Raw genomic sequence first — 19,153 nt, 5'->3', positions numbered from 1 at the left:
CCCGGCAAGCGGGTCGCACCTGGGAGTATCCTAGCGAGGGGGAACGATGACTTTCTGGGAGTTGATCCGCGCATTTTTGCGCTTCTGGCCCGTGGTCCTCATCGGCGCGGTGTGCACGGGGGCGATCGGCGCCGCCGTGGTGGCAGACAAGGGCGTGGCGTTCACGCGCACCGAGCTGATCTTCCTCGCGCCCACGAGTCCGCTGTACCCGAACGCACTGCGCACCCAGTCCGAAGACATCATCATCACCGCTGGAGCGGTCGCACGTCAGATCAGCGGCCCGGGGCAGGTCGCCAAGTTCGCCTCGCCCGAGGTCAGCCTGGTCGGACTCGGCGTGCGCGACGGCTGGTCGATCCGGCTTCCCGACACCGGTGGGCAGTGGGCGACGAACTTCGCGACGCAGCGGCTCATCCTCGACATCGTCGCCCCCACGCCCGAAGGGGTGGTGGTACGTCAGTCCGAGTTGATCGACCGGGTCGGCGAGCAGTTGGCGGCGATGCAGCGTGAGGCCGGTGTCTACGAGGCGGCGATGATCACGGTGATCCCCGCCCCCGAGTCGACGATGGTCTATCAGGTGGGCGGGAGCAGACCGCGCGCGCTCGGGATGACGGCCGTGCTCGGGATCGGCGTCACCGCGGCCGTCGTCATCCTGCTGGAACGTCGGCGTCAGCGTGCCGTCGCCGAAGCATCCCGGATGCCGCACACCCGGCGGGCCATGGGGGAGCTGCTGCCGACATGACCGCGACCCGGCCGGAGCTGACCCCCATCTCGGCGGCGGAGGTGACCGAGGTCGCAGCATTCCTGCACTCGCGCCTGAACTCCCGGGTCGCCGCGTCGGCGTGGCGCGCTGTCCTCCAGCCCCCGTGGGGCGCCGACCCACCCAACAGTGGGTTCCTCCTGCGCAACGAGGGGCGGATCGTCGGCGCCTATGCCGCTGTGTACGCCGACCGGGACGACGTGAGGGAGGGGCTGCGCACCTGCAATCTCGCGGCCTTCGTCGTGGAGGAGGAGCACCGCGCCCATTCGCTGCGGCTCGTGCGCGCCGTGCTGGCGCAGCCGGGTTTCGTCTTCACCGACCTGTCGCCGAGCGGGAACGTGCCCGCGATGAACGATCGCCTCGGCTTCACGCGGTTCGATGTGCGCACCCGCCTGGTCGTCAACGGCGGTGGCGGCCGGCGCCCCCGTGCCGTCGTGGTCACGGGGGACGACGTGCGTGATGTGCTGAGCGCGACGGATCGGCGGCTCTTCGATGACCACCGCGGTGCATCCGCCGCACACCACCTCGCCGTCGTCGATGACGAGGGGTACGCCTACCTCGTGTATCGGCGCGATCGGCGAAAGCGGCTGCCGGTGTTCGCCACGCCGCTCTACGTCGGGGGAGAGGCAGGTGTCCTGGAGCGCAACTGGGCGGCGGTGTCGCGCCGACTGCTGTCGACGGGACACCTCGCCACCCTCGCCGAGCCGCGCGTGCTGGGGTTCGCGCCGCGTGGCGCCGGGCTGTGGGTGCGACACCCGCGGCCCCGGATGCTGAAGGCGAAGACCCCGGGTGACGAGCTCGAGCGTCTCGACTACCTGTACAGCGAGCTCGCGCTCCTCGCGTGGTGAGGCGCGCTCAGTTCGCCGCCGGTACCTCCGCACCGTCGTCCCAGAGGTTGTTGCGCCAGATGTTGCCGGGAGCGCCGGAGTCGAACGACGTGATCGGCCCCCAGATGCCGCATTTGCCGCTCGGTCCGCGCAGGAAGATGTTGTTCGTGAACACGATGTTGTTCACGCCGGCGGAGAAGGGCTTGCCCTGGGTCGACCCGCCGTAGGCGCAGTACCCCATCGAGTCGTACGGTCCGCCGATCAGGTTGTCGTCGATGGTGTTCTTCTGCACGATCGCGAAATCCCCGTACCCGGTGAGTGCGGCCGAGCATCCGGCATCCGGCGGCACCGGGGTGGCGTCGCAGTACAGCGTGTTGTGGCGGATGGTGCTGCCCGACCCCATGCGGATGGCCGACTCGTGGTCGATTCCACGGTTGTCGGTGTACTGCGCGTGAAGGAAGGAGTCCTGCACCGTGCAGGCGGCGGCGCAGTTGACCGAGCGGGAGCCGCCGGTGACCTCGACGCGCGTGAGCGTGAAGTTGACATCACCCACGCCGGTGCCCGTCGACGGCGGCATCCGCACCTCGGAGTCGGTGAGCGAGAACGACCCATTGAAGTAGTCGGGGTCGCTGTAGATCGAGCCGTTGAGGATTGAATTGGTGATCGTGAGGTTCTGAGCGAGCACCCGCATGTCGCAGTCGATGATCTTGCCGTCGATCACCACGTCGTCGGTCTGAATGGTGCAGGGGCCGGTGTAGGCGCTCAGCGCGGTTCCGGCGGGGACGCCGGTCGTCTCGGCGCTGGGGAAGCTGCGCCCCAGCACGACGATGCCGCCGCCGGCGGGCGGCGGGGTGACCACCGGCGGTGTGGGCGTCGGCATGGGCGTGGCCGTGGGCTTCGGCGTGGGCGCCGGGGTCGTCGGCCGGGGGGCCGCGGTCGGCGTCGCGGTCGGCAGTGCCGTCGGTGATGCCGTGGGCGTCGCGACCTCGGTGGGCGAGACGGTGGGCGTGGGCGGCTGTGTCCCGGGCGCAGCGCCCGGCGTGAAGACGATGTCGACGAGGTAGTTGGAGCCTTGCCAGCTCGCGGTCGGGATCTTCGTCGTCGGCCCGTAGCGGTAGACGCCGGCGTCGGCGGGCAGGTCGAACGAGTTCTGCGTGGTCGGTGCCGTGAGGTCGTGCTCGGTGACCGGATACCCGCCCTGCGGGGCGTTGTAGGACGCGACGTAGGTCTCTCCCGCGGTGAGCGCGACAGGCGTGGCGAGGGGCACGGTGCGCCAGCCGACGTCGGCGGTCGCCTCGAACGACGCGCGTGCCAGGACGGTGCCGTCGGCGGCCCACAGCGTGGCATCGGTCACCTCGCCGGCGCGGGCGCCCTGGTAGTACTGCAGGGCGGTGACCTCGCCCGCGTCCTGCGGGCGGAAGCGGATGCCGAGTTCGACGGGCACACGGTCGGCATCGGCGTCGACCTCGGGGCGCAGCGAGTCGGAGAAGATCCCCGTCGTCGGGGACGGCGCCGCGATCGCGGGGGCGACGATGCCTCCGGTCACGGCGACGGCCGCAATGGCGACGGCGACGAGGAGGGCGTGCAGCGGACGGCGTGCCCGGGGGATCCTCGAGAGGGAACGAAGCAGGTGGGAGGGCATGATCTTCCGATCTGGACGGGCCCGAGAAGGCGCACAGCGACGGGTCGGGTGATGTCGGGGCTACAGGAAGTATCTCCGCTGCCACGGAGCTCTCGAACCGGATGAGAGAACCCTCACGGGGTGCCTCGGGGCTCTACTCTGGACGGACAGCGGGGGCGGGGAGACGCAATGGGAGCGAGTGGCCGTGGCGGACGCGGGCGTTGGGCGCTCGTCGGCCTCGCCGCATACGGGGCGATCGTCGTGGTCATCCTCGTGGCGCCCATCTCTTACAGCCAGATCGTCAACGCCGTCGCCGAGCAGCTGTCGCGATGGTTCGGGCTGTCCTGGTTCGGGTCGGGCTGGATCGAGTTCGCCGCGAACATCCTCATGTTCGTCCCCCTCGGCTTCCTGCTCGCCCTCCTCATTCGGCCGTACTGGGCCGGGGTCGGTGTGGCGCTGCTCGTCTCCGCGGGTGCCGAACTCGTGCAGATGATCATCCCCTCGCGCGTCGCGAGCCTGCGCGACATCCTCGCCAATGTCGCCGGGGCCGCCGTCGGAGCGGGGCTCGCGTGGCTTCTGGTCGTCCGCCGCGACGGTGGTCGTGCGCCCGGTGGCGCGCGCGGGAGCCGCTGATCAGCGCAGGCGTTTGACCGCGCCGACGAGGCGGTTGCGCACGTCACGGGAGCGCGAGCGGTCCACGATGATGCGCTGCACCGACGCCGGAGTGTCGGATGCCGTGACGCTGTACCGCGCGCGCAGCCAGGTGCCGTCGTGGAACGGCAGCCGGTCACTGGAGTAGACGGCGTCGTAGCCGGCGCCGCGCAGCCGTGCCAGCAGTCGCCGATCGTAGCGTCCGAGCGGAAGCGCCGCGGTGCGGACGTCGGTGCCGGCGGCCTCGGCGAGCGCGCCGCGGGCGTCGATGAGCTCGCGGTGCGCGTCGTGGTCGGTGAGTCCGCGCCAGGGGATGTGATCCCAGCCGTGGGTGCCGACGGTCATGCCGGCGCCCGCGAGCTCGCGCAGATCGTCCGGGTGGAGACTGGCGGCGTCATCGAGCCGCCCTGCCAGGGCGAAGAAGGTGGCGCGCAGCCCCCTCTCCTGCAGCGCGGGAAGGCCGATCTCGATGTCCGATCGGTTTCCGTCGTCGAAGCTGAGGGTGACATCGGGCAGTCCCACGAGCGCATCGAGCACGCGCAGGAACTCGGCCTCCGGCATCCAGTAGCGAGCCTCTCCGGCTTCACGTTCCCGCTCGCAGACACCGATCCCGTGGAAGCAGATCTCGACGGTCATGCGGGAACACCGCCCGAGTGCGCCGAGAGGTTTCGCGTGCTCTCGTCGCGCCCCCAGCCCCCCGTGTCGCGCCGTGCACGCCACGCGGCCAGCGCCGTGATGACGACGTACGGCACGGCGGCGACGAGGAGATGCGGTCGGGGCACGACGACCTCGCGCAGCCACGCCCATCGGTCGCCGGGACGCACCTCGACGCCGAGGCTCTCTGCCGCGGCGCGCAGCTGCGCGTTGCCGCGGCGCACCCGCACCAGGCGTGCGACGAGATCGCGCGTGCGGCGGGGCGCGGCGACGACCACCTCCACCTCCGGGGCTTCGCGCTTCTCGGGCGTGGCGAACTGCGAGTCCAGGAACAGGTCGTCGGCGATCACCGTGGGGAACTCGTCGAAGCGCTCGCGCCCCGCCGCCGAGACGGCGATCATCCCCCGGCCGAACAGTCCGTCGCGGAAGACGGGGAGTCGCTCGTTGATCGCGAAGTACGCCCGCACCGGCCAGGGCCGTCCCGCGAGCTCGATGCGTCGGCGCGGCACGGCGGCCAGCACCCCGGGGGCCTCCAGCTGGGCGAGCAGGTGCGCCAGCCCCTCGGGCGGCACGACGATGTCGGCGTCGAGGTAGACGCGGGGGAAGGTGCTCGCGACACGCTCCGCGGCGTTCAGCGCGGCCGCCTTCCCCGGCTCGACCCGGTCGATGACGGTGGCTCCGTGCGTCGCGGCGATCTGCGCCGTGCGGTCGTGGCAGCCGTTGGCGCTCACGATCACGTCCGCGCCGGTGACCTGATCGCGCAGCGCGTCCAGACAGCGGCCGATCACCGCTTCCTCGTCGTGCGCGGCGATGATGATGCTGGCCATCTCTCCTCCTCAGCCCCGCACGACCGATGGCGACCACGCGTGCTCGATGAGCACCTGCGGTTCGCTCGCGCCGTCGGCCGTGAGCGCCCACACGTCGCTGTCGCCCGCGGCGTCGTCCCGCGGCATGCCGTAGAGGATCGTGTCGTCGTCGAACCACTCGATCTGATCGTCGATCGATCGCTTCTCGGGCAGCAGGGTGACCTCGCCGGTGGCCAGGTCGTAGATCGCCGGCGTCCAGTGCACCGTGGGCCCGGAGCCGGCGGTGACGCGCTTGAACGCGATGCGGGTCTTGTCGGGCGACAGTGACGGGCATTCGACGTTGTCGGCGACGGTCTGCAGTGTGCGGGCCGCGATCGACCCGCGCACGAGCGAGGTCACACCCTGCGTGCTCATGCCGACGGTGGCATAGAACGTGTCGTCATCGGCGAACGTGATGCCCCAGTAGTTGCGGTCGACCGGGGCGCTCGGCCGTCCGTCGACCTCGAGGGCCCAGTCCTCGAGGTTGCCGAGGTCGGCGCCGTCGCGGGTGTGCACGGTGGTGGCGGTCGAGAAGCCGATCGTCGCGTACGAATGCCCGGTGACGAAGGCGGTGGTCGCGATGAGCGCGCCGTCATCCGAGATGCGGGTGCGACTCGGGATGCCCGTCAGGGGCCACTCGGCGCGTACTGCACCGTCGGCACCGAGCAGCGTCGCCGTATAAAGAGGAGTGATGCCGCGCACGGTGCGCAGGCACGCGACCTCGTCGGCGGTCGCATCCACGCGGTCGCAGGCCACGGCCGACACCTCGCGGGGCGCCCCCGGAGAGTCCAGCGGAACGGATGCCACGTGGCCGTAGCCGAGTCCGGCGGCGGTGTTGCGAAAGACGATCCGCTCTGCGCCGGTCAGCTCCGAGGCCGCCGTCGACGACACCAGGCTGGGGGCGTCCTGCCGCGCCTGGTAGTCGGCCCACGCGACGGCTCCCACCGCTCCGGTGGCGCCGAGGGCGACCACCGAGATCCCGGCGATGACGATCCAGGCGGTGCGCGTCTTCACGGGGTCACCTCGCCCGGTGCCTCGGCGGGCCGCAGCAGCGGGCGCAGCAGCACGGCAACGAGCGGGATGGCGACGGCCAGCACGATCGCGACGACGAGCATCGCGGCGCCCTGCCCGAGGGCGAACCAGAGCACGCCGAAGCCGGCGGCCGACACGAAGCGCGCGAGCGCGACGACGGTCTGCGCGCTCGCGATCGCCGTCGCCCGCGTCTCGGGCGTCGACAGCTGCGAGGTGAGCGCCGACAGCACGCCGTCGGTGGCCGCATAGAACCCGCCGAGGAAGACCAGGCACAGCACGGTGGCGACCGCATCGGTCATCGGCAGCACGGCGACCACGTAGGCGGCGAGGAGCCCCACGTGCCCCCAGACGAACACGCGGGCGCGGCCGATCCGGTCGGCCAGACGCCCCAGCGGGATCGCGAAGGCGAGGAAGGCCACATTGGTGCCCACATAGAGAAGGGGGAACCACATCGCGGCGAAGTCGCTGCGGGCCTGCAGGATGAGATAGACGAAGCCGTCGCCGATGGTGACCAGCCCCAGGATGCCGGCCGCGGCGAGCACGCGCCGCATCGGTGCGCTCAGCACGCGCCGCCACGGCACCCGTGCCCGCTCGCCGCGGCGGGCGCGGCGGCTGCGGACGTTGGGCACGACGAGCCCGAGGATCGCGACGCCGATCGCCGCGAAGGCCAGCGACGCGACGAAGACGATGTGGAAGCCGTCGGGGACGACCAGCAGGATCACGAACGCGAGGAAGGGGCCGATCGCGGCCCCGATGTTGTCGAGCATGCGGTGCACGCCGAACGCGGATGCCAGTCGGGCCGGGTCGCTCGCGCCGGTGATGAGCGCATCGCGCGGCGCCGTGCGGATGCCCTTGCCGATGCGGTCGGCCGTGATCACCGCCGTCAGCGCGCCGAAACCGCTCCAGAAGATGAGGCCGACGCGGGCCACCGCGGCCAGGGCGTACCCGATGAAGGCGACCCATTTCGGCTGGTCCAGCCGGTCGGAGGCGTAGCCCCCTGCGATCCGCACCACGGCGCTGGTGCCCTGGTAGAGGCCGTCGAGCACGCCGAAGGCGATCGTCGACAGGCCGAGGAACCCGGTGATGTAGAGGGGCAGGATGGCCGAGACCGACTCCGACGAGATGTCGGTCAGCATCGACACCACGCCGAGCGTGATCACCGTCGACGACACCGTGCGCACACCCCGCGGGGCGCGGCGCTCGCCGGTGGCGGGCGCGGGGGAGCCTGTGAGTGAGATGTACACCCGTCACTCCGTCCGCAGCGTCGCGAACACGGTGTACACGGTTCCGGTGCCCGTGGTGGCCACGGCCAAGGAGATCGACGTGAACGCATCGCCGTAGGCGAGGGCGGCATCGGCGGCCGCGACGGGGGCCAGTCCCTGGGCCGCCCAACGCTCGCGGAACGCTGCCGTCACGGCATCCGGTGTCTCATCGGTGCGCGCGGTGAGTGAGACCTGCACGGTCGAGCCGTCGCCGGAGATCGACGAGTCGACCACGTCCGACGGGGGCGTCGCCCCGGCGAGATCGACGGGATAGCCCGCCACGAGGGACCCCGATGCCGTCCCGTTCGCGGGCAGGGGCGCGGCGATCCGCGGCGTCGCGGCCGGCAGTGCGGGAAGGCGTCCGCTCACCGTCTGCGCCTGCTCGGGGGGCAGCACTTCGCTGCCGTCGACCGGCGTCGGCTCCGCCGCCGGCTGTGTCGGGGAGGCCGATGGCGCGGCCCCACCCGCGCCATCGGCCTCATCGGCGCCGTCGATCACGCGCGGCCCGCCGAGCACCATCGCCCAGACGAGCCCGCCCACGACCGCCGTCGCGACCGCGGCGATCACCCAGCGCATCGCCGGTGTCATCCCGGTGCGTCCGGCAGACTCTGCGCGCGGCTGCGCGCCCTCCCGTGTCCCCATGCACGTGCCCCCAGTGTGCGGCAGTCGACGTGTCGACGGCCGTTCCCCATGTGTCCTGCTGTCTGGGCCGCCCCCGCGGCCCCGCCGTCGTCGTTTCCCCAGCGACGGCTCTGCCCCGACTGTACTCCCGAGTGCGTCGGAGGGGAACAGCCAATTGCTGTGTGTGATGACCGACAAGTGACGCGCCCGCCCCGATGTGGGGGCATGAGGCGGGCGCGCCTCTCACGTGGCCGGCTGCTGCCCCCCGGGAGCCGAGCCCGACGCGTGCGCAGGCGGGGTGGCGGGAGGCCCCTCGATGAGGTTCCGCCGTGCGCATCGTCGTGGCTCGAGCATGAGCCGCCACATCTGTGAAGTCCTGTTGCCGGCGCCGTCGACTCTCACGACCGCACATCCGCGGTCGCATCGACGGTCGCGCCCCCGCCCTCGGCCAGCTGACGGATGGCCTCCGTCGTGACCGTGAGGTCGCTGGCGCCGCGACCCAGCAGGTAGGCCTCCATCGCCTCGCCGTCGTGCAGGTCGACGTAGCGCCGCCCCTGCGCGTCGGCCTCGCGCACCCCGGCGGTCACCGGGACGGCCGGGCCGTCGACGTGGAAACCGGTGAGTGCGTCGTAGACCCCCACGTAGGCCTCTGCCTGCGGGCGCCAATCGAGCACGGCCGCCACGCGTTCCCGCGCCGCCCGTCCCATGCGCGCGCGCAGATCACGATCGTCGATGAGCCGCTCGACCTGATCTGCGAAGGCGGCGACGTCGCCCGACGGGGCATAGAGCACGGTGTCGGCTCCCGAGACCTGCGTCTCCTCCAGGTCGAAAGCGACCGCCGGCAGCGCGTACGCCATGTACTCCATGGTCTTGTTCATCGTGGAGACGTCGTTGAGCGGAGTCTTCAGGTCGGGGCAGACTCCGATGTCCCCGCGGCTCAGATACTCCGCCATCTGCGTGCGGTCGACGCGGCCGGTGAAGGTGACGTGGTCGTGCAGGCGCAGCTCGAGCGTCTCGGCCTTCAACTTCTCCAGGCAGTCCCCGAAGCCGAGCAGTGTGGCGGTGACGTTGCGGCGACCGCGATGGTGCACCAATTCGTCGACGACGTGGAGCACCTGGTCGACGCCGTCCTGCGGGCCCATGATCCCCACGTAGACCAGGTTCACGGTGTCGATGCGTCGCGGTGCCTCCGGATAGATCGGCCGCATCTGCTCGGTGTCGGGGCCGCTGCGCACGACGGTGACCTCGTCCGCCGACCGTCCGCCGCGGGTGATCGCCTTGCCCTTGTAGGACTCATTGGTCGAGATGACATGGTCGGCGGCGCGGAACGAGCGGCGCTCGAGCCAGAGCAGCGTGCGGTACTCGAGCTTCTTGAGCGTCCCCTGCGGTTCGCCGAACCGCGACCGGAACAGCTCGGGGTTGAGGTCGTGGTGGTCGTAGACGAAGCGCACCCCGGCCACGCGCCACAGCAGCGCCAGCAGCCAGTAGGTGTCAGGCGGGTTGCACGCCTGGATGACATCGAATCGGCCGCGCCGGCGCACCTTCACGGACAGCAGCGCCGTGCGCACCCAGCTGTAGGCGAACTCCCACGCGTAGCCGGCCAGGCCCTCCGCCTCAGGAGCCGGTGCGTACTTGTGGATGTCCACGCCGTCGAGGTGTTCGAACACGGGGTCTCCCGGGCCCTTCGGGCAGATCACGCTCACCCGATAGCCGCGGGTGACCAGCGCCTGACATTCCAGCCACACCCGCCGGTCCAGCGGCACGGGCAGGTTCTGCACGATGATCAGGATGTGCGGGGCCCGCTTGCGGGTCCACGTCGGGCGTCGGAACATCAGTAGGCCCCCTTCGGCCGGACCATCACCGCAGCGGTGCGGGCGATGATCTGCAGGTCGGTCGCGAGCGACCAGTTCTCCACGTAGTGCAGGTCGAGGCGCACCGACTGCTCCCAGCTGAGGTCGCTGCGGCCGCTCACCTGCCAGAGCCCGGTGATGCCGGGCTGCACGTACAGGCGCCGGAAGACGGGCCCGTCGTACTCGCTCACCTCGGTCGGGAGGGGCGGGCGGGGCCCGACGACGCTCATCTCACCCATGAGCACGTTCCAGAACTGCGGCAGCTCGTCGAGCGAGAACCGGCGCAGCACCGCGCCCACGCGGGTCACCCGCGGGTCGTGCTTCAGCTTGAACAGCGGTCCGGCGCCCTCGTTGGCGGCCACCAGCGCGGCGCGGTCCGATTCGGCGGACGCCGTCATGGTGCGGAACTTGAGGATGTCGAATTCGCGCCCGCCGCGCCCGATCCGTCGCTGTCGGAAGAACACGCCCCCCGGAGTGTCTCCAGCGATGAACAGCGCGATCACAGGGGTGATCAGCGCGATCGGAACGAGCGCGGCGAGCGCGACGACCACATCGAGCAGTCGCTTGGCGCGCATGCTCGAGCGGTCGAACCTGGGGAGGCTCACATGGGTGAGAGCGAGCCCGTTCGATCGCTCGAAAGCGATGCGGGAACGGGCGACATCCGCCAGGCGGGTTGCAAGGATCAGATCGGTGGCAGCCCCTTCCAGGCTCCACGAGAGTTTGCGCAGATAGTCGGGGTCATCGGTGCCGCCGGCGACGACGACCGTCTCGATGCAGCACTGACGGGCGATCTCCGCCACCTGCTCGGGCGTGCCGAGCACGGGGTACGAGTGCGAGCCCACCGTCACCGCGCCGTCGCCGGCCCCGGCGACGGCGGCTCCGACGATGCGGTGCCCGAACTCGGTGTCGGTGGACAGCGACCGGATGAGGTCTTCGATACCGGCCTGGTCTCCCACGACGAGCGTGCGGGGCGCGAGCGCATCCGCGTCGCGTCGCCGTGAGAGCCAGGCACGTCGCACCGCGCGCACCGACACGAGCGTTGCCGCCGCCAGCGGCACCGTCACGTACAGATGCGGCGGTAGGGCGTCGCCTCCGGCGGCACCGGATGCCACGGCCAGAGCCGCCACTCCGATGACCGCCGAATGCGCGATCGGCATCAGCTCCAGGCGCATGCCCGTGCCGTGCCGGTGGGCGCGGCTGCGCAGCACCACGAGCGAAGTCGCCCACGCGAACGTGAGCGCCGCCGCCGCGATGATGCCGGGCGCCCCCAGCGGCGTGGTGCGGAACCACGCCGCGGTGACCGCCGCCGCGGCGGCGATGATCACGGTGTCCACGACCCCGGTGCGTGCGCGCAGCCGGCGCACCTCGGTCAGCCTCTGCTCGAGCAGCGGCATGACGCGAGGAGCTCCGACGGCGCGCGACCCCGAAACGAGGGTCGGCGCCGCCGCGCTCACCGCGGTGCCCCGCTGCCGAGCGTGAGCCGATGCGTGGTGCGTGGCGCGTCAGCGCGTGCGCACAGATCGAGACGTCTCCCCATGACCGTGTCCCCGTTGTCCCCAAGTCGTGAGCCGAAGCCCACTGTCCCCAATGCGTACGGGTCGAGACCCGTACCCCCAACTTCGTCCGGACCTCCGATCAGGTCCCATCCCGATCGGATTCCGTCTGCTGGACGCCGACCCCTCGGCATCCATCCCACCTCTCGGCGGCGGACGTGGCTTGAGTATGGCACAGCGATCACGGCGGTGGAAGACCTATTTCCTTCCGCGTGGCGGTGGCTGTTCGCGCCGTCGTCGAAGAACCGTTTCGATAGAATGGGCACCGTCCGCGCCGTCCTCAGCTGCCCCCAAGCGGCGTTCCGGAATTCGGCCACCCCAACGGCCCTCCGGGAGAAGCGTGGTAGGGGTCCTCTGAGTCCGACCGTCCCCAACGGCTCACTTTCAGAGGACCCCGTCTCTGTCTCCGGCCGTTTCGACTCGCTCCGCTCGCTCAACGCCCACCCCCTTCTCCGGTCGTTGAGCGAGGAGCGCAGCGACGAGTCGAAACGCACCCCCGCCGCGCCTCACCCCCCGGCCGTTTCGACTCGCTCCGCTCGCTCAACGACCACCCCCGCCCCGCGTCACCCCAGCCCCAGGTTTGTCAGGACGCCGCACTAAATCGCGCGACCTACGATGGATGCCATGTGTGGAATCGTCGGATACGTCGGGCCGCGCCCGAGCCAGGACATCCTGCTGTCGGGTCTCGCCCGCCTCGAGTATCGCGGGTACGACTCCGCCGGCATCGCGGTGGTCTCCGCCGACGGCGACCTCGAGATGCGCAAGCGCGCGGGCAAGCTGCAGGTGCTGCGCGACGACCTCGCCGCCCACGCCATGCCCGACGGCACCACCGGCATCGGTCACACCCGCTGGGCCACGCACGGCGGTCCGACCGACGCGAACGCGCACCCGCACCTGGCCGACGACGACCGCCTCGCGGTCATCCACAACGGCATCATCGAGAACTTCTCCGAGCTGAAGGCCGAGCTCACCGCCGAGGGCTTCACGTTCCGCAGCGAGACCGACACCGAGGTGGCCGCCGTGCTGCTGGGCCGCGAGTTCGCGGCATCCGGTGATCTGGTCGCCGCCTTCCGCGCCGTCGCGCGTCGCCTCGAGGGCGCCTTCACGCTGCTGGCCATGCACCGCGACCAGCCCGGACTGGTCGTCGGCGCCCGCCGCAACTCGCCGCTGGTGATCGGCCTGGGCGAGGGCGAGAACTTCCTCGGCTCCGACGTCGCCGCCTTCGTCGAGCACACCCGCAACGCGCTCGCGATCGGCCAGGACGAGATCGTCGCGATCACCCCCGCCGGCGTCGAGGTCACCGACTTCGACGGCAACGCGGTCGAGGTCGAGCCGTTCGAGGTCGTGTGGGACGCCTCGGCCGCCGAGAAGGGCGGCTGGTCGTCGTTCATGGCCAAGGAGGTCTCCGAAGAGCCGGATGCCGTCGCGAACACGGTGCGCGGACGCGTGCAGGGCGGCGCCGTGGTGATCCCCGAGCTCGACGGGCTCGACGACCTGTTCGCGGGCATCACCCGCATCCTCATCGTCGCGTGCGGCACGGCCGCCTACGCCGCCCAGACCGGCAAGTACGCCCTCGAGCAGTGGACCCGCATCCCCACCGACGTCGAGCTCGCCCACGAGTTCCGCTACCGCGACCCGGTGATCGGCGACGACACGCTCGTCGTGTCGATCTCGCAGTCGGGGGAGACGATGGACACGCTCATGGCGGTCAAGTACGCCCGCGAGCGCGGCGCCAAGACCCTCTCGATCTGCAACACGCAGGGCGCCACCATCCCGCGCGAGTCGGATGCCATCGTCTACACGCACGCCGGTCCCGAGGTCGCCGTGGCCTCGACGAAGGCGTTCGTCGCGCAGATCACGGCGCTCTACCTGGTGGGCCTGCACATCGGCCGGGTGCGGGGGGTCCTCGCCCCCGAGGTCGCCGCCGCGCAGGTGGCGGAGCTGGAGGCCGTGCCGGACAAGATCCGTTGGGTGCTCGAGCACGAGCAGCAGCACATCGAGCAGTTCTCGCGCTGGATGGCCGACACCCAGTCGGTGCTGTTCCTCGGCCGCCACGTGGGCTACCCGATCGCCCTCGAGGGGGCGCTCAAGCTCAAGGAGATCTCCTACATCCACGCCGAGGGCTTCGCCGCCGGTGAGCTCAAGCACGGCCCGATCGCGCTCGTCGAGCCCGGGCAGCCGGTGTTCGTCATCGTGCCCTCGCCGCGCCACTCGGGCGAGCTGCACAAGAAGGTCGTCTCCAACATCCAGGAGATCCGCGCCCGCGGCGCCCGCGTCATCGTCATCGCCGAGGAGGGCGACGCCGCCGTGCTGCCCTTCGCCGACGAGGTGCTGCGCATCCCGCTGGCCGACCCGCTGTTCGAGCCGCTGCTGGCCGTCGTGCCGCTGCACATCTTCGCGATGGGACTCGCCACGGCCAAGGGCCTCGACGTCGACAAGCCGCGCAACCTGGCGAAGTCGGTCACCGTCGAGTGACCTCCTCCGCCGTCCCCGCGCGGCCACCCGTGCCGCGCGGGGACGCGCGGCTAGGCTGAACGGATGATCGTGGGCATCGGGGTCGACCTCGTCGACATCCCCCGTTTCGAGCGGGCGATCTCCCGCACGCCCCGGCTGATCGAGCGCCTCTTCGCGCCCGCCGAGCGGCTGCTCAAGCCGCACTCGCTCGCCGCGCGCTATGCCGCGAAGGAGGCGCTGATCAAGGCCCTCGGCGGCTCGGACGGCGTGCACTGGACCGACATCGAGGTGGCCTCCGAACCGAGCGGGCGCCCCGTGTTCGCGCTGTCGGGCTCGACGGCATCCGTCGTCGCGGCCCGCGGCATCACCGCCGTGCACCTGTCGCTGTCGCACGACGCCGGCCTGGCGACCGCCTACGTCGTCGCGGAAGGACGCGGCGTGGTCGCGGAAGGGAACCCGTCATGACCCGGATGCCGCACGGCACCATGCGCGAGGCCGTCATCGATACCGACGCGATCGCCGACAACGTGCGCCACCTGCGCCGGCTCACCGACGCGGAGGTCATCGCCGTCGTCAAGGCCGACGGCTACGGACACGGCGCGGTGCGCGCGGCTCGCGCGGCCCTCGACGGCGGTGCCGGCCGGGTCGCCGTCGCCGACCTGAACGAGGCGTTCGCCCTGCGCCGCGGCGGGATCGACGCCCCGATCCTCGCCTGGCTGCACGCGCCGGGCACCGACTTCGCCGAGGCCGGTGCCCGCGGCATCCAGGTGGGTATCTCGTCGTACGACCAGCTGCAGGCCGCCGCGGCCGCCGGCCACGGCGACCGCCCGGTCACGGTGCACCTCAAGGTCGAGACCGGGCTCGGTCGCAACGGCATCGCGCCGGCCGACTATGCGCTCGTGTTCGCCGAGGCGGCGCGGCTGGAGCGCATCGGTCAGCTGCGGGTCGCCGGCATCTTCAGCCACCTCTCCAACACCAGCGACGACGAGGACCGCACCGCCCTGTCGCGGTTCCAGGTGGCCCTCGCCGGCGCGGGCAGCTACGGGCTGCGCCCCGAGGTCACCCACATCGCCGCCTCGCATGCCGCCATCGCGCTGCCGAGCTCGCGCCTGGGCTGCGTGCGCATCGGCATCGCGATGTACGGCCTGTCGCCGTTCGCCGACCGCACCTCGGCCGACCTGGGGCTCCGCCCCGCCATGACCCTGCGCGCCGCAGTCGCAGCCGTGCGCCGCGTGCCCGCCGGGCAGGGCGTGTCGTACGGGTACCAGCACCGCACCGCCGCCGATTCGACCCTGGCGCTCATCCCGCTGGGATACGCCGACGGCGTGCCGCGCGCGGCCTCCGGGGGCGGTGCCGTGCGCATCGGCGGGCGCACCTTCCCCGTCGCCGGGCGCATCGCCATGGACCAGTTCGTCGTCGACGTGGGCGATCACCCCGTCGCCGTCGGCGACGAGGCCGTGCTGTTCGGCGACCCGACGCTCGGCGCCCCGCCCGTGGAGACGTGGGCGGATGCCGCCGGCACCATCAACTACGAGATCGTCACGCGCATCGGCCCGCGCGTGCCGCGGCGGGAGGCCGGGGCGTGAGCGGCCTCGACGCGTTCGCCGGTGAGCGCGAGGTCGCCTCGCCCGCCGACATGGAGGCGCTCGGCCGGCGGATCGGCGCGGCGCTGGGTGCCGGCGACCTCGTCGTGCTGACCGGGCCGCTCGGTGCCGGCAAGACCACCCTGACCCGCGGCATCGGCGCCGGGCTCGGCATCCGCGGTCCCGTGCAGAGTCCGACGTTCGTGCTCGCCCGCACCCACCCGTCGCTCGTCGGCGGCCCGGCGCTCGTGCACGTGGATGCGTATCGCCTCGGCTCGCCCGCCGAACTCGACGACCTCGACATCGACCTCGCCCACGCGGCCGTCATCGTCGAGTGGGGCCGCGGCATGGTCGACGGGCTCGTCGACCGGTGGTGGGAGATCGAGATCGAGCGCGGCTGGAGCGGCACGGGCCTGGACACCGCCTGCGGCACCGCCGGCCCGCACGCCGCCGAGATGGAAGACGCCGCCCCCCGCACCGTCCGGATCACCCCCCGCCCCTGACCGCGCGGGGCGCAGCCGCGTGCGCGCCGACTACCCTGGATGCTGTGATCCTCGGCATCGACACGTCCCTCGGCACCGCCGTCGCGGTGGTCGAACCCGACGGGGCCGTGCGGGCCGAGGCGCACAGCGCCAACCCGCTCGGCCACGCCGAAGTCATCGGCACGCTCATCGCCCAGGTGCTGCGGGATGCCGAGCGCGGCCCCATCGGCGCGACCGCCGCCCCGGCGCCCGCCGCGCCCACGCACGTCGCGGCCGGCATGGGCCCGGGCCCGTTCACCGGACTGCGGGTCGGCATCGCCGCCGCCCGCGCGTTCGCCCTCGCCCGCGGCATCCCCGTGATCCCGGTGCCGAGCCACGACGCGGCCGCCCTCGCCCTGCTGCTGGCCGACCCGTTCGCCGACCTGCCGCGCTTCGCCGTCGTCACCGACGCGCGCCGCCGCGAACTCGCCTACACGGTCTACGACGGCATCGACGGCGACGGCCTCCCGGTGCGGGCGACCGAGCCCGCCCTCAGCCCGCTGGCCGACCTCGACGCGCGCCTGGCAGGCCTCGGCGCCGAGCGCCGCGACGTCTCCGGCATCCCGGCGGCCATGCTCGCCCTCGCCGCAGCGCGCGCGGTCGCCGCCGGGCGCACCCTCGCCGACGGCGAGCCGCTCTACCTGCGCGCCCCCGATGTCACCCTCCCGGGTGCCCCGAAGCGGGTGACGGGATGACCCTGCGCGCAGCGACCCCCGCCGACCTGGATGCCATCATGACCATCGAGCGCGCCTCGTTCGTGCGCGATGCGTGGAGCGAGCAGATGATGGCCGCCGAGCTCGCCTCGCCGCACAACCACTACGTCGTTGCCGAGCAGGCGGGCCGCGTCATCGGGTACGCGGGACTGCGCGCGCCGAGCGGATCCCACGACGGCGACATCCAGACGATCGCGCTGTCCGCCGACGCGCGGGGCCGCGGGGCGGGGCGTGAGCTGCTCACCACGCTCCTCGAGCAGGCGTCGCTGCGCGGGGTGCGCGACGTGTTCCTCGACGTGCGCGTCGACAACACCGTCGCCCAGAGCCTCTACCGCTCCGTCGGGTTCCGCGAGATCGGCATCCGCCCGAACTACTACGCCGCCGAGGGCGTCGACGCCCTCGTGATGCAGCTCGACGTGCCCGCCTGGTCTGACGCCCACCGCGGCCAGGCGACGCACGGCGCGGATGCGAGGGGAGCCTGCTGATGGACCGCACCGCACCACTCGTGCTGGGCATCGAGACCAGCTGCGACGAGACCGGCATCGGCATTGTGCGCGGCCACACGCTGCTGAGCAACACCATCGCGAGCTCCATGGACGAGCACGCCCGGTACGGCGGGGTCGTCCCCGAGGTCGCCGCGCGCGCCCACCTCGAGGCGCTGCAGCCGTCGATCGAGGCCGCGCTCGCCGAGGCGGGGGTCACCCTCGCCGACATCGACGCGGTCGCCGTCACCAGCGGGCCGGGCCTGGCTGGCGCCCTCATGGTCGGCATCGGCGCGGCCAAGGCGCTCGCCGTCGGCCTCGACAAGCCGCTCTACGCCGTGAACCACCTCGTCGGACACATCGCCGCCGACATCCTCACCGGCGACGACGTCGAGTACCCGACCATCGCGCTGCTGGTCAGCGGCGGGCACACCTCGCTGCTGCTCGTGCGCGATCTCGTCAGCAACGTCGAACTGCTCGGCGAGACGATGGACGACGCCGCCGGCGAGGCCTTCGACAAGATCGCGCGCATCCTCGGCCTGCCCTACCCCGGCGGACCCGAGATCGACCGCGCCGCCGCGACGGGCGACCCGACCGCGATCCGCTTCCCCCGCGGCATGTCGCGGGCGTCCGACATGGCCGAGCACCGGTACGACTTCTCGTTCTCGGGCCTGAAGACGGCGGTGGCCCGGTGGGTCGAGACCTCGGGCGCCGACGTTCCCGTGGCCGACGTCGCGGCATCCTTCCGCGAAGCGGTCGTCGATGTGCTGGTGACGAAGGCGCTCGACGCGTGCGCCCGCCACGACGTGCCGCGACTGCTGCTGGGCGGCGGGGTGATCGCCAACCGGCGACTGCGCGAGGTCGCGCTCGAGCGCGCCGCCGCGGCCGGTGTCGCGGTGCGCATTCCGCCGCTGAGCCTGTGCACCGACAATGGAGCGATGATCGCCGCCCTCGCCGCAGAGCTCATCATAAGCGGCCGCCCCGCCTCGACCCTCGAGTTCGGCGCCGACTCGACCCTCCCGGTCACCGAGATCCAGGTGGCGGCCGCGTCATGAGCACCGAGCGCACCTCCGACGCCGAGCCGCGCGAGGTTCCCGCCGCCGCTGCGGATGCCGCCGCTCCCGCTGCGGATGCCGCCGCTCCCGCGGCCGTGCCGGCGCCGAGCACCCGCATCGACGTGCCGGGCGACGACGTCGAGCTCACCGTCGACGTCACCGCCCTGCCGGGGGAGCACCGCGGGGGCTACTCGCGCGCCATGACCGCCCCCGTCGACGTGCCGGTGCCGGTCACCGAGTCGGTGCACCTCGAGGAGGTGCCGCCGGCGCCGGTGGCCCAGCCGCGACTCATCCGCACGGCGCCGTGGGCGCTGCTGTTCGGCGTGCTCGGCCTCGTCGTCTCGCTCGTGGTCGGCTGGGGGTTCCTCATCGGGGTGCTCGGCGCCGGCCTCGCCCTGTTCTCGCTGCGCCGCCCGTGGGAGAACCGCGCCGTGGCGGTGTGGGCCCTGTGCCTGAGCGTCGTCTCGCTGCTCTACAGCGCCGGGTGGCTGTGGTGGGCGTCCACCCAGGGGCCCTTGTTCGGCTGACCCGCGGTCATCCGCGGGCTTCGGCGGGGCTTCGGCGGGGCTGCGGCGCTTCGGCGGGCGCAGGAGCCGGCGGTGCCGCACCATCGGTCGGACCGGTGGGGCGGGTGTGGTCGGCCGTGCCCCGCGAGGTGACACCAGCCCCACG

19 protein-coding genes are annotated in these 19,153 nt (G+C 72.2%); 11 read left to right on the top strand and 8 right to left on the bottom strand.

Translation table 11 applies throughout. The features are described from left to right. Window positions 1–46: 46 nt before the first annotated feature. Window positions 47–739: a hypothetical protein gene (locus tag N3K63_RS01675; RefSeq protein ID WP_261578226.1), complete on the top strand. Its 693-nt coding sequence runs from the start codon at window positions 47–49 to the stop codon at window positions 737–739. Beyond that, a complete protein-coding gene (locus N3K63_RS01670) occupies window positions 736–1,605 on the top strand; it encodes a hypothetical protein (protein WP_261578225.1) in 870 nt (289 codons plus the stop codon). Before N3K63_RS01675 ends, N3K63_RS01670 begins: the two co-directional genes overlap by 4 nt. A 7-nt stretch (window positions 1,606–1,612) precedes the next feature. On the opposite strand, the gene N3K63_RS01665 is transcribed toward N3K63_RS01670, so the two are convergent. Then, the gene (locus N3K63_RS01665) at window positions 1,613–3,130 is read right to left on the bottom strand and encodes a DUF4082 domain-containing protein (RefSeq protein ID WP_261578224.1); all 1,518 of its coding nucleotides are present in this window, start codon (window positions 3,128–3,130) and stop codon (window positions 1,613–1,615) included. Window positions 3,131–3,394: 264 nt separating this feature from the next. Here N3K63_RS01665 and N3K63_RS01660 point away from each other — a divergent pair, with 264 nt between their 5' ends. Continuing rightward, window positions 3,395–3,838: a VanZ family protein gene (locus tag N3K63_RS01660; protein ID WP_261578223.1), complete on the top strand. Its 444-nt coding sequence runs from the start codon at window positions 3,395–3,397 to the stop codon at window positions 3,836–3,838. On the opposite strand, the gene N3K63_RS01655 is transcribed toward N3K63_RS01660, so the two are convergent. The 7 genes from N3K63_RS01655 to N3K63_RS01625 form a co-directional block, all read right to left on the bottom strand. After that, window positions 3,839–4,492: a polysaccharide deacetylase family protein gene (locus N3K63_RS01655; RefSeq protein WP_261578222.1), complete on the bottom strand. Its 654-nt coding sequence runs from the start codon at window positions 4,490–4,492 to the stop codon at window positions 3,839–3,841. It lies immediately after the preceding gene. Then, window positions 4,489–5,337 (bottom strand): glycosyltransferase family 2 protein, encoded by an 849-nt coding sequence (locus N3K63_RS01650; protein WP_261578221.1) that lies wholly within the window; start codon window positions 5,335–5,337, stop codon window positions 4,489–4,491. Before N3K63_RS01650 ends, N3K63_RS01655 begins: the two co-directional genes overlap by 4 nt. A 9-nt stretch (window positions 5,338–5,346) precedes the next feature. After that, a complete protein-coding gene (locus N3K63_RS01645) occupies window positions 5,347–6,369 on the bottom strand; it encodes a hypothetical protein (protein WP_261578220.1) in 1,023 nt (340 codons plus the stop codon). Next, window positions 6,366–7,631, bottom strand: a complete 1,266-nt coding sequence (locus N3K63_RS01640; protein ID WP_261578219.1) for an MFS transporter — start codon at window positions 7,629–7,631, stop codon at window positions 6,366–6,368. Before N3K63_RS01640 ends, N3K63_RS01645 begins: the two co-directional genes overlap by 4 nt. Before the next feature lie 3 nt (window positions 7,632–7,634). Next, entirely contained in the window at window positions 7,635–8,237 is a 603-nt protein-coding gene (locus N3K63_RS01635; RefSeq protein ID WP_261578218.1) for a hypothetical protein, read from the bottom strand. A gap of 431 nt (window positions 8,238–8,668) precedes the next feature. After that, window positions 8,669–10,102 carry a glycosyltransferase family 4 protein gene (locus N3K63_RS01630; RefSeq protein WP_261578217.1) on the bottom strand — a complete coding sequence of 478 codons (1,434 nt, stop codon included), beginning with the start codon at window positions 10,100–10,102 and terminating at the stop codon, window positions 8,669–8,671. Beyond that, window positions 10,102–11,514: a sugar transferase gene (locus tag N3K63_RS01625; protein ID WP_261578216.1), complete on the bottom strand. Its 1,413-nt coding sequence runs from the start codon at window positions 11,512–11,514 to the stop codon at window positions 10,102–10,104. The genes N3K63_RS01630 and N3K63_RS01625 overlap by 1 nt, the downstream gene beginning before the upstream one ends. A gap of 783 nt (window positions 11,515–12,297) precedes the next feature. Between N3K63_RS01625 and glmS the strand changes: the two genes are divergently transcribed. From glmS to N3K63_RS01585, 8 genes are all read left to right on the top strand, one after another. Further along, a complete protein-coding gene (gene glmS / locus N3K63_RS01620; RefSeq protein WP_261578215.1) occupies window positions 12,298–14,148 on the top strand; it encodes a glutamine--fructose-6-phosphate transaminase (isomerizing) in 1,851 nt (616 codons plus the stop codon). 63 nt (window positions 14,149–14,211) lie between these two features. Beyond that, entirely contained in the window at window positions 14,212–14,592 is a 381-nt protein-coding gene (locus tag N3K63_RS01615; protein WP_261578214.1) for a holo-ACP synthase, read from the top strand. Beyond that, window positions 14,589–15,713 (top strand): alanine racemase, encoded by a 1,125-nt coding sequence (gene alr / locus N3K63_RS01610; RefSeq protein ID WP_261578213.1) that lies wholly within the window; start codon window positions 14,589–14,591, stop codon window positions 15,711–15,713. Before N3K63_RS01615 ends, alr begins: the two co-directional genes overlap by 4 nt. Then, window positions 15,710–16,213: a tRNA (adenosine(37)-N6)-threonylcarbamoyltransferase complex ATPase subunit type 1 TsaE gene (gene tsaE / locus N3K63_RS01605; protein ID WP_261578212.1), complete on the top strand. Its 504-nt coding sequence runs from the start codon at window positions 15,710–15,712 to the stop codon at window positions 16,211–16,213. Before alr ends, tsaE begins: the two co-directional genes overlap by 4 nt. A 44-nt stretch (window positions 16,214–16,257) precedes the next feature. After that, a complete protein-coding gene (tsaB, locus tag N3K63_RS01600; protein WP_261578211.1) occupies window positions 16,258–16,926 on the top strand; it encodes a tRNA (adenosine(37)-N6)-threonylcarbamoyltransferase complex dimerization subunit type 1 TsaB in 669 nt (222 codons plus the stop codon). Then, window positions 16,923–17,429 (top strand): ribosomal protein S18-alanine N-acetyltransferase, encoded by a 507-nt coding sequence (gene rimI / locus N3K63_RS01595; protein ID WP_261578210.1) that lies wholly within the window; start codon window positions 16,923–16,925, stop codon window positions 17,427–17,429. Before tsaB ends, rimI begins: the two co-directional genes overlap by 4 nt. After that, window positions 17,429–18,481: a tRNA (adenosine(37)-N6)-threonylcarbamoyltransferase complex transferase subunit TsaD gene (tsaD, locus tag N3K63_RS01590; RefSeq protein ID WP_261578209.1), complete on the top strand. Its 1,053-nt coding sequence runs from the start codon at window positions 17,429–17,431 to the stop codon at window positions 18,479–18,481. The genes rimI and tsaD overlap by 1 nt, the downstream gene beginning before the upstream one ends. Further along, the gene (locus tag N3K63_RS01585; RefSeq protein WP_261578208.1) at window positions 18,478–19,008 is read left to right on the top strand and encodes a hypothetical protein; all 531 of its coding nucleotides are present in this window, start codon (window positions 18,478–18,480) and stop codon (window positions 19,006–19,008) included. The genes tsaD and N3K63_RS01585 overlap by 4 nt, the downstream gene beginning before the upstream one ends. The last annotated feature ends 145 nt before the right edge of the window (window positions 19,009–19,153 follow it).

Origin of the sequence: Microbacterium festucae (assembly GCF_025421715.1) — a bacterium.
In the GTDB taxonomy this organism is placed as follows: Bacteria; Actinomycetota; Actinomycetes; order Actinomycetales; family Microbacteriaceae; genus Microbacterium; species Microbacterium festucae.
This window is presented reverse-complemented; position numbering and strand designations above follow the sequence as displayed.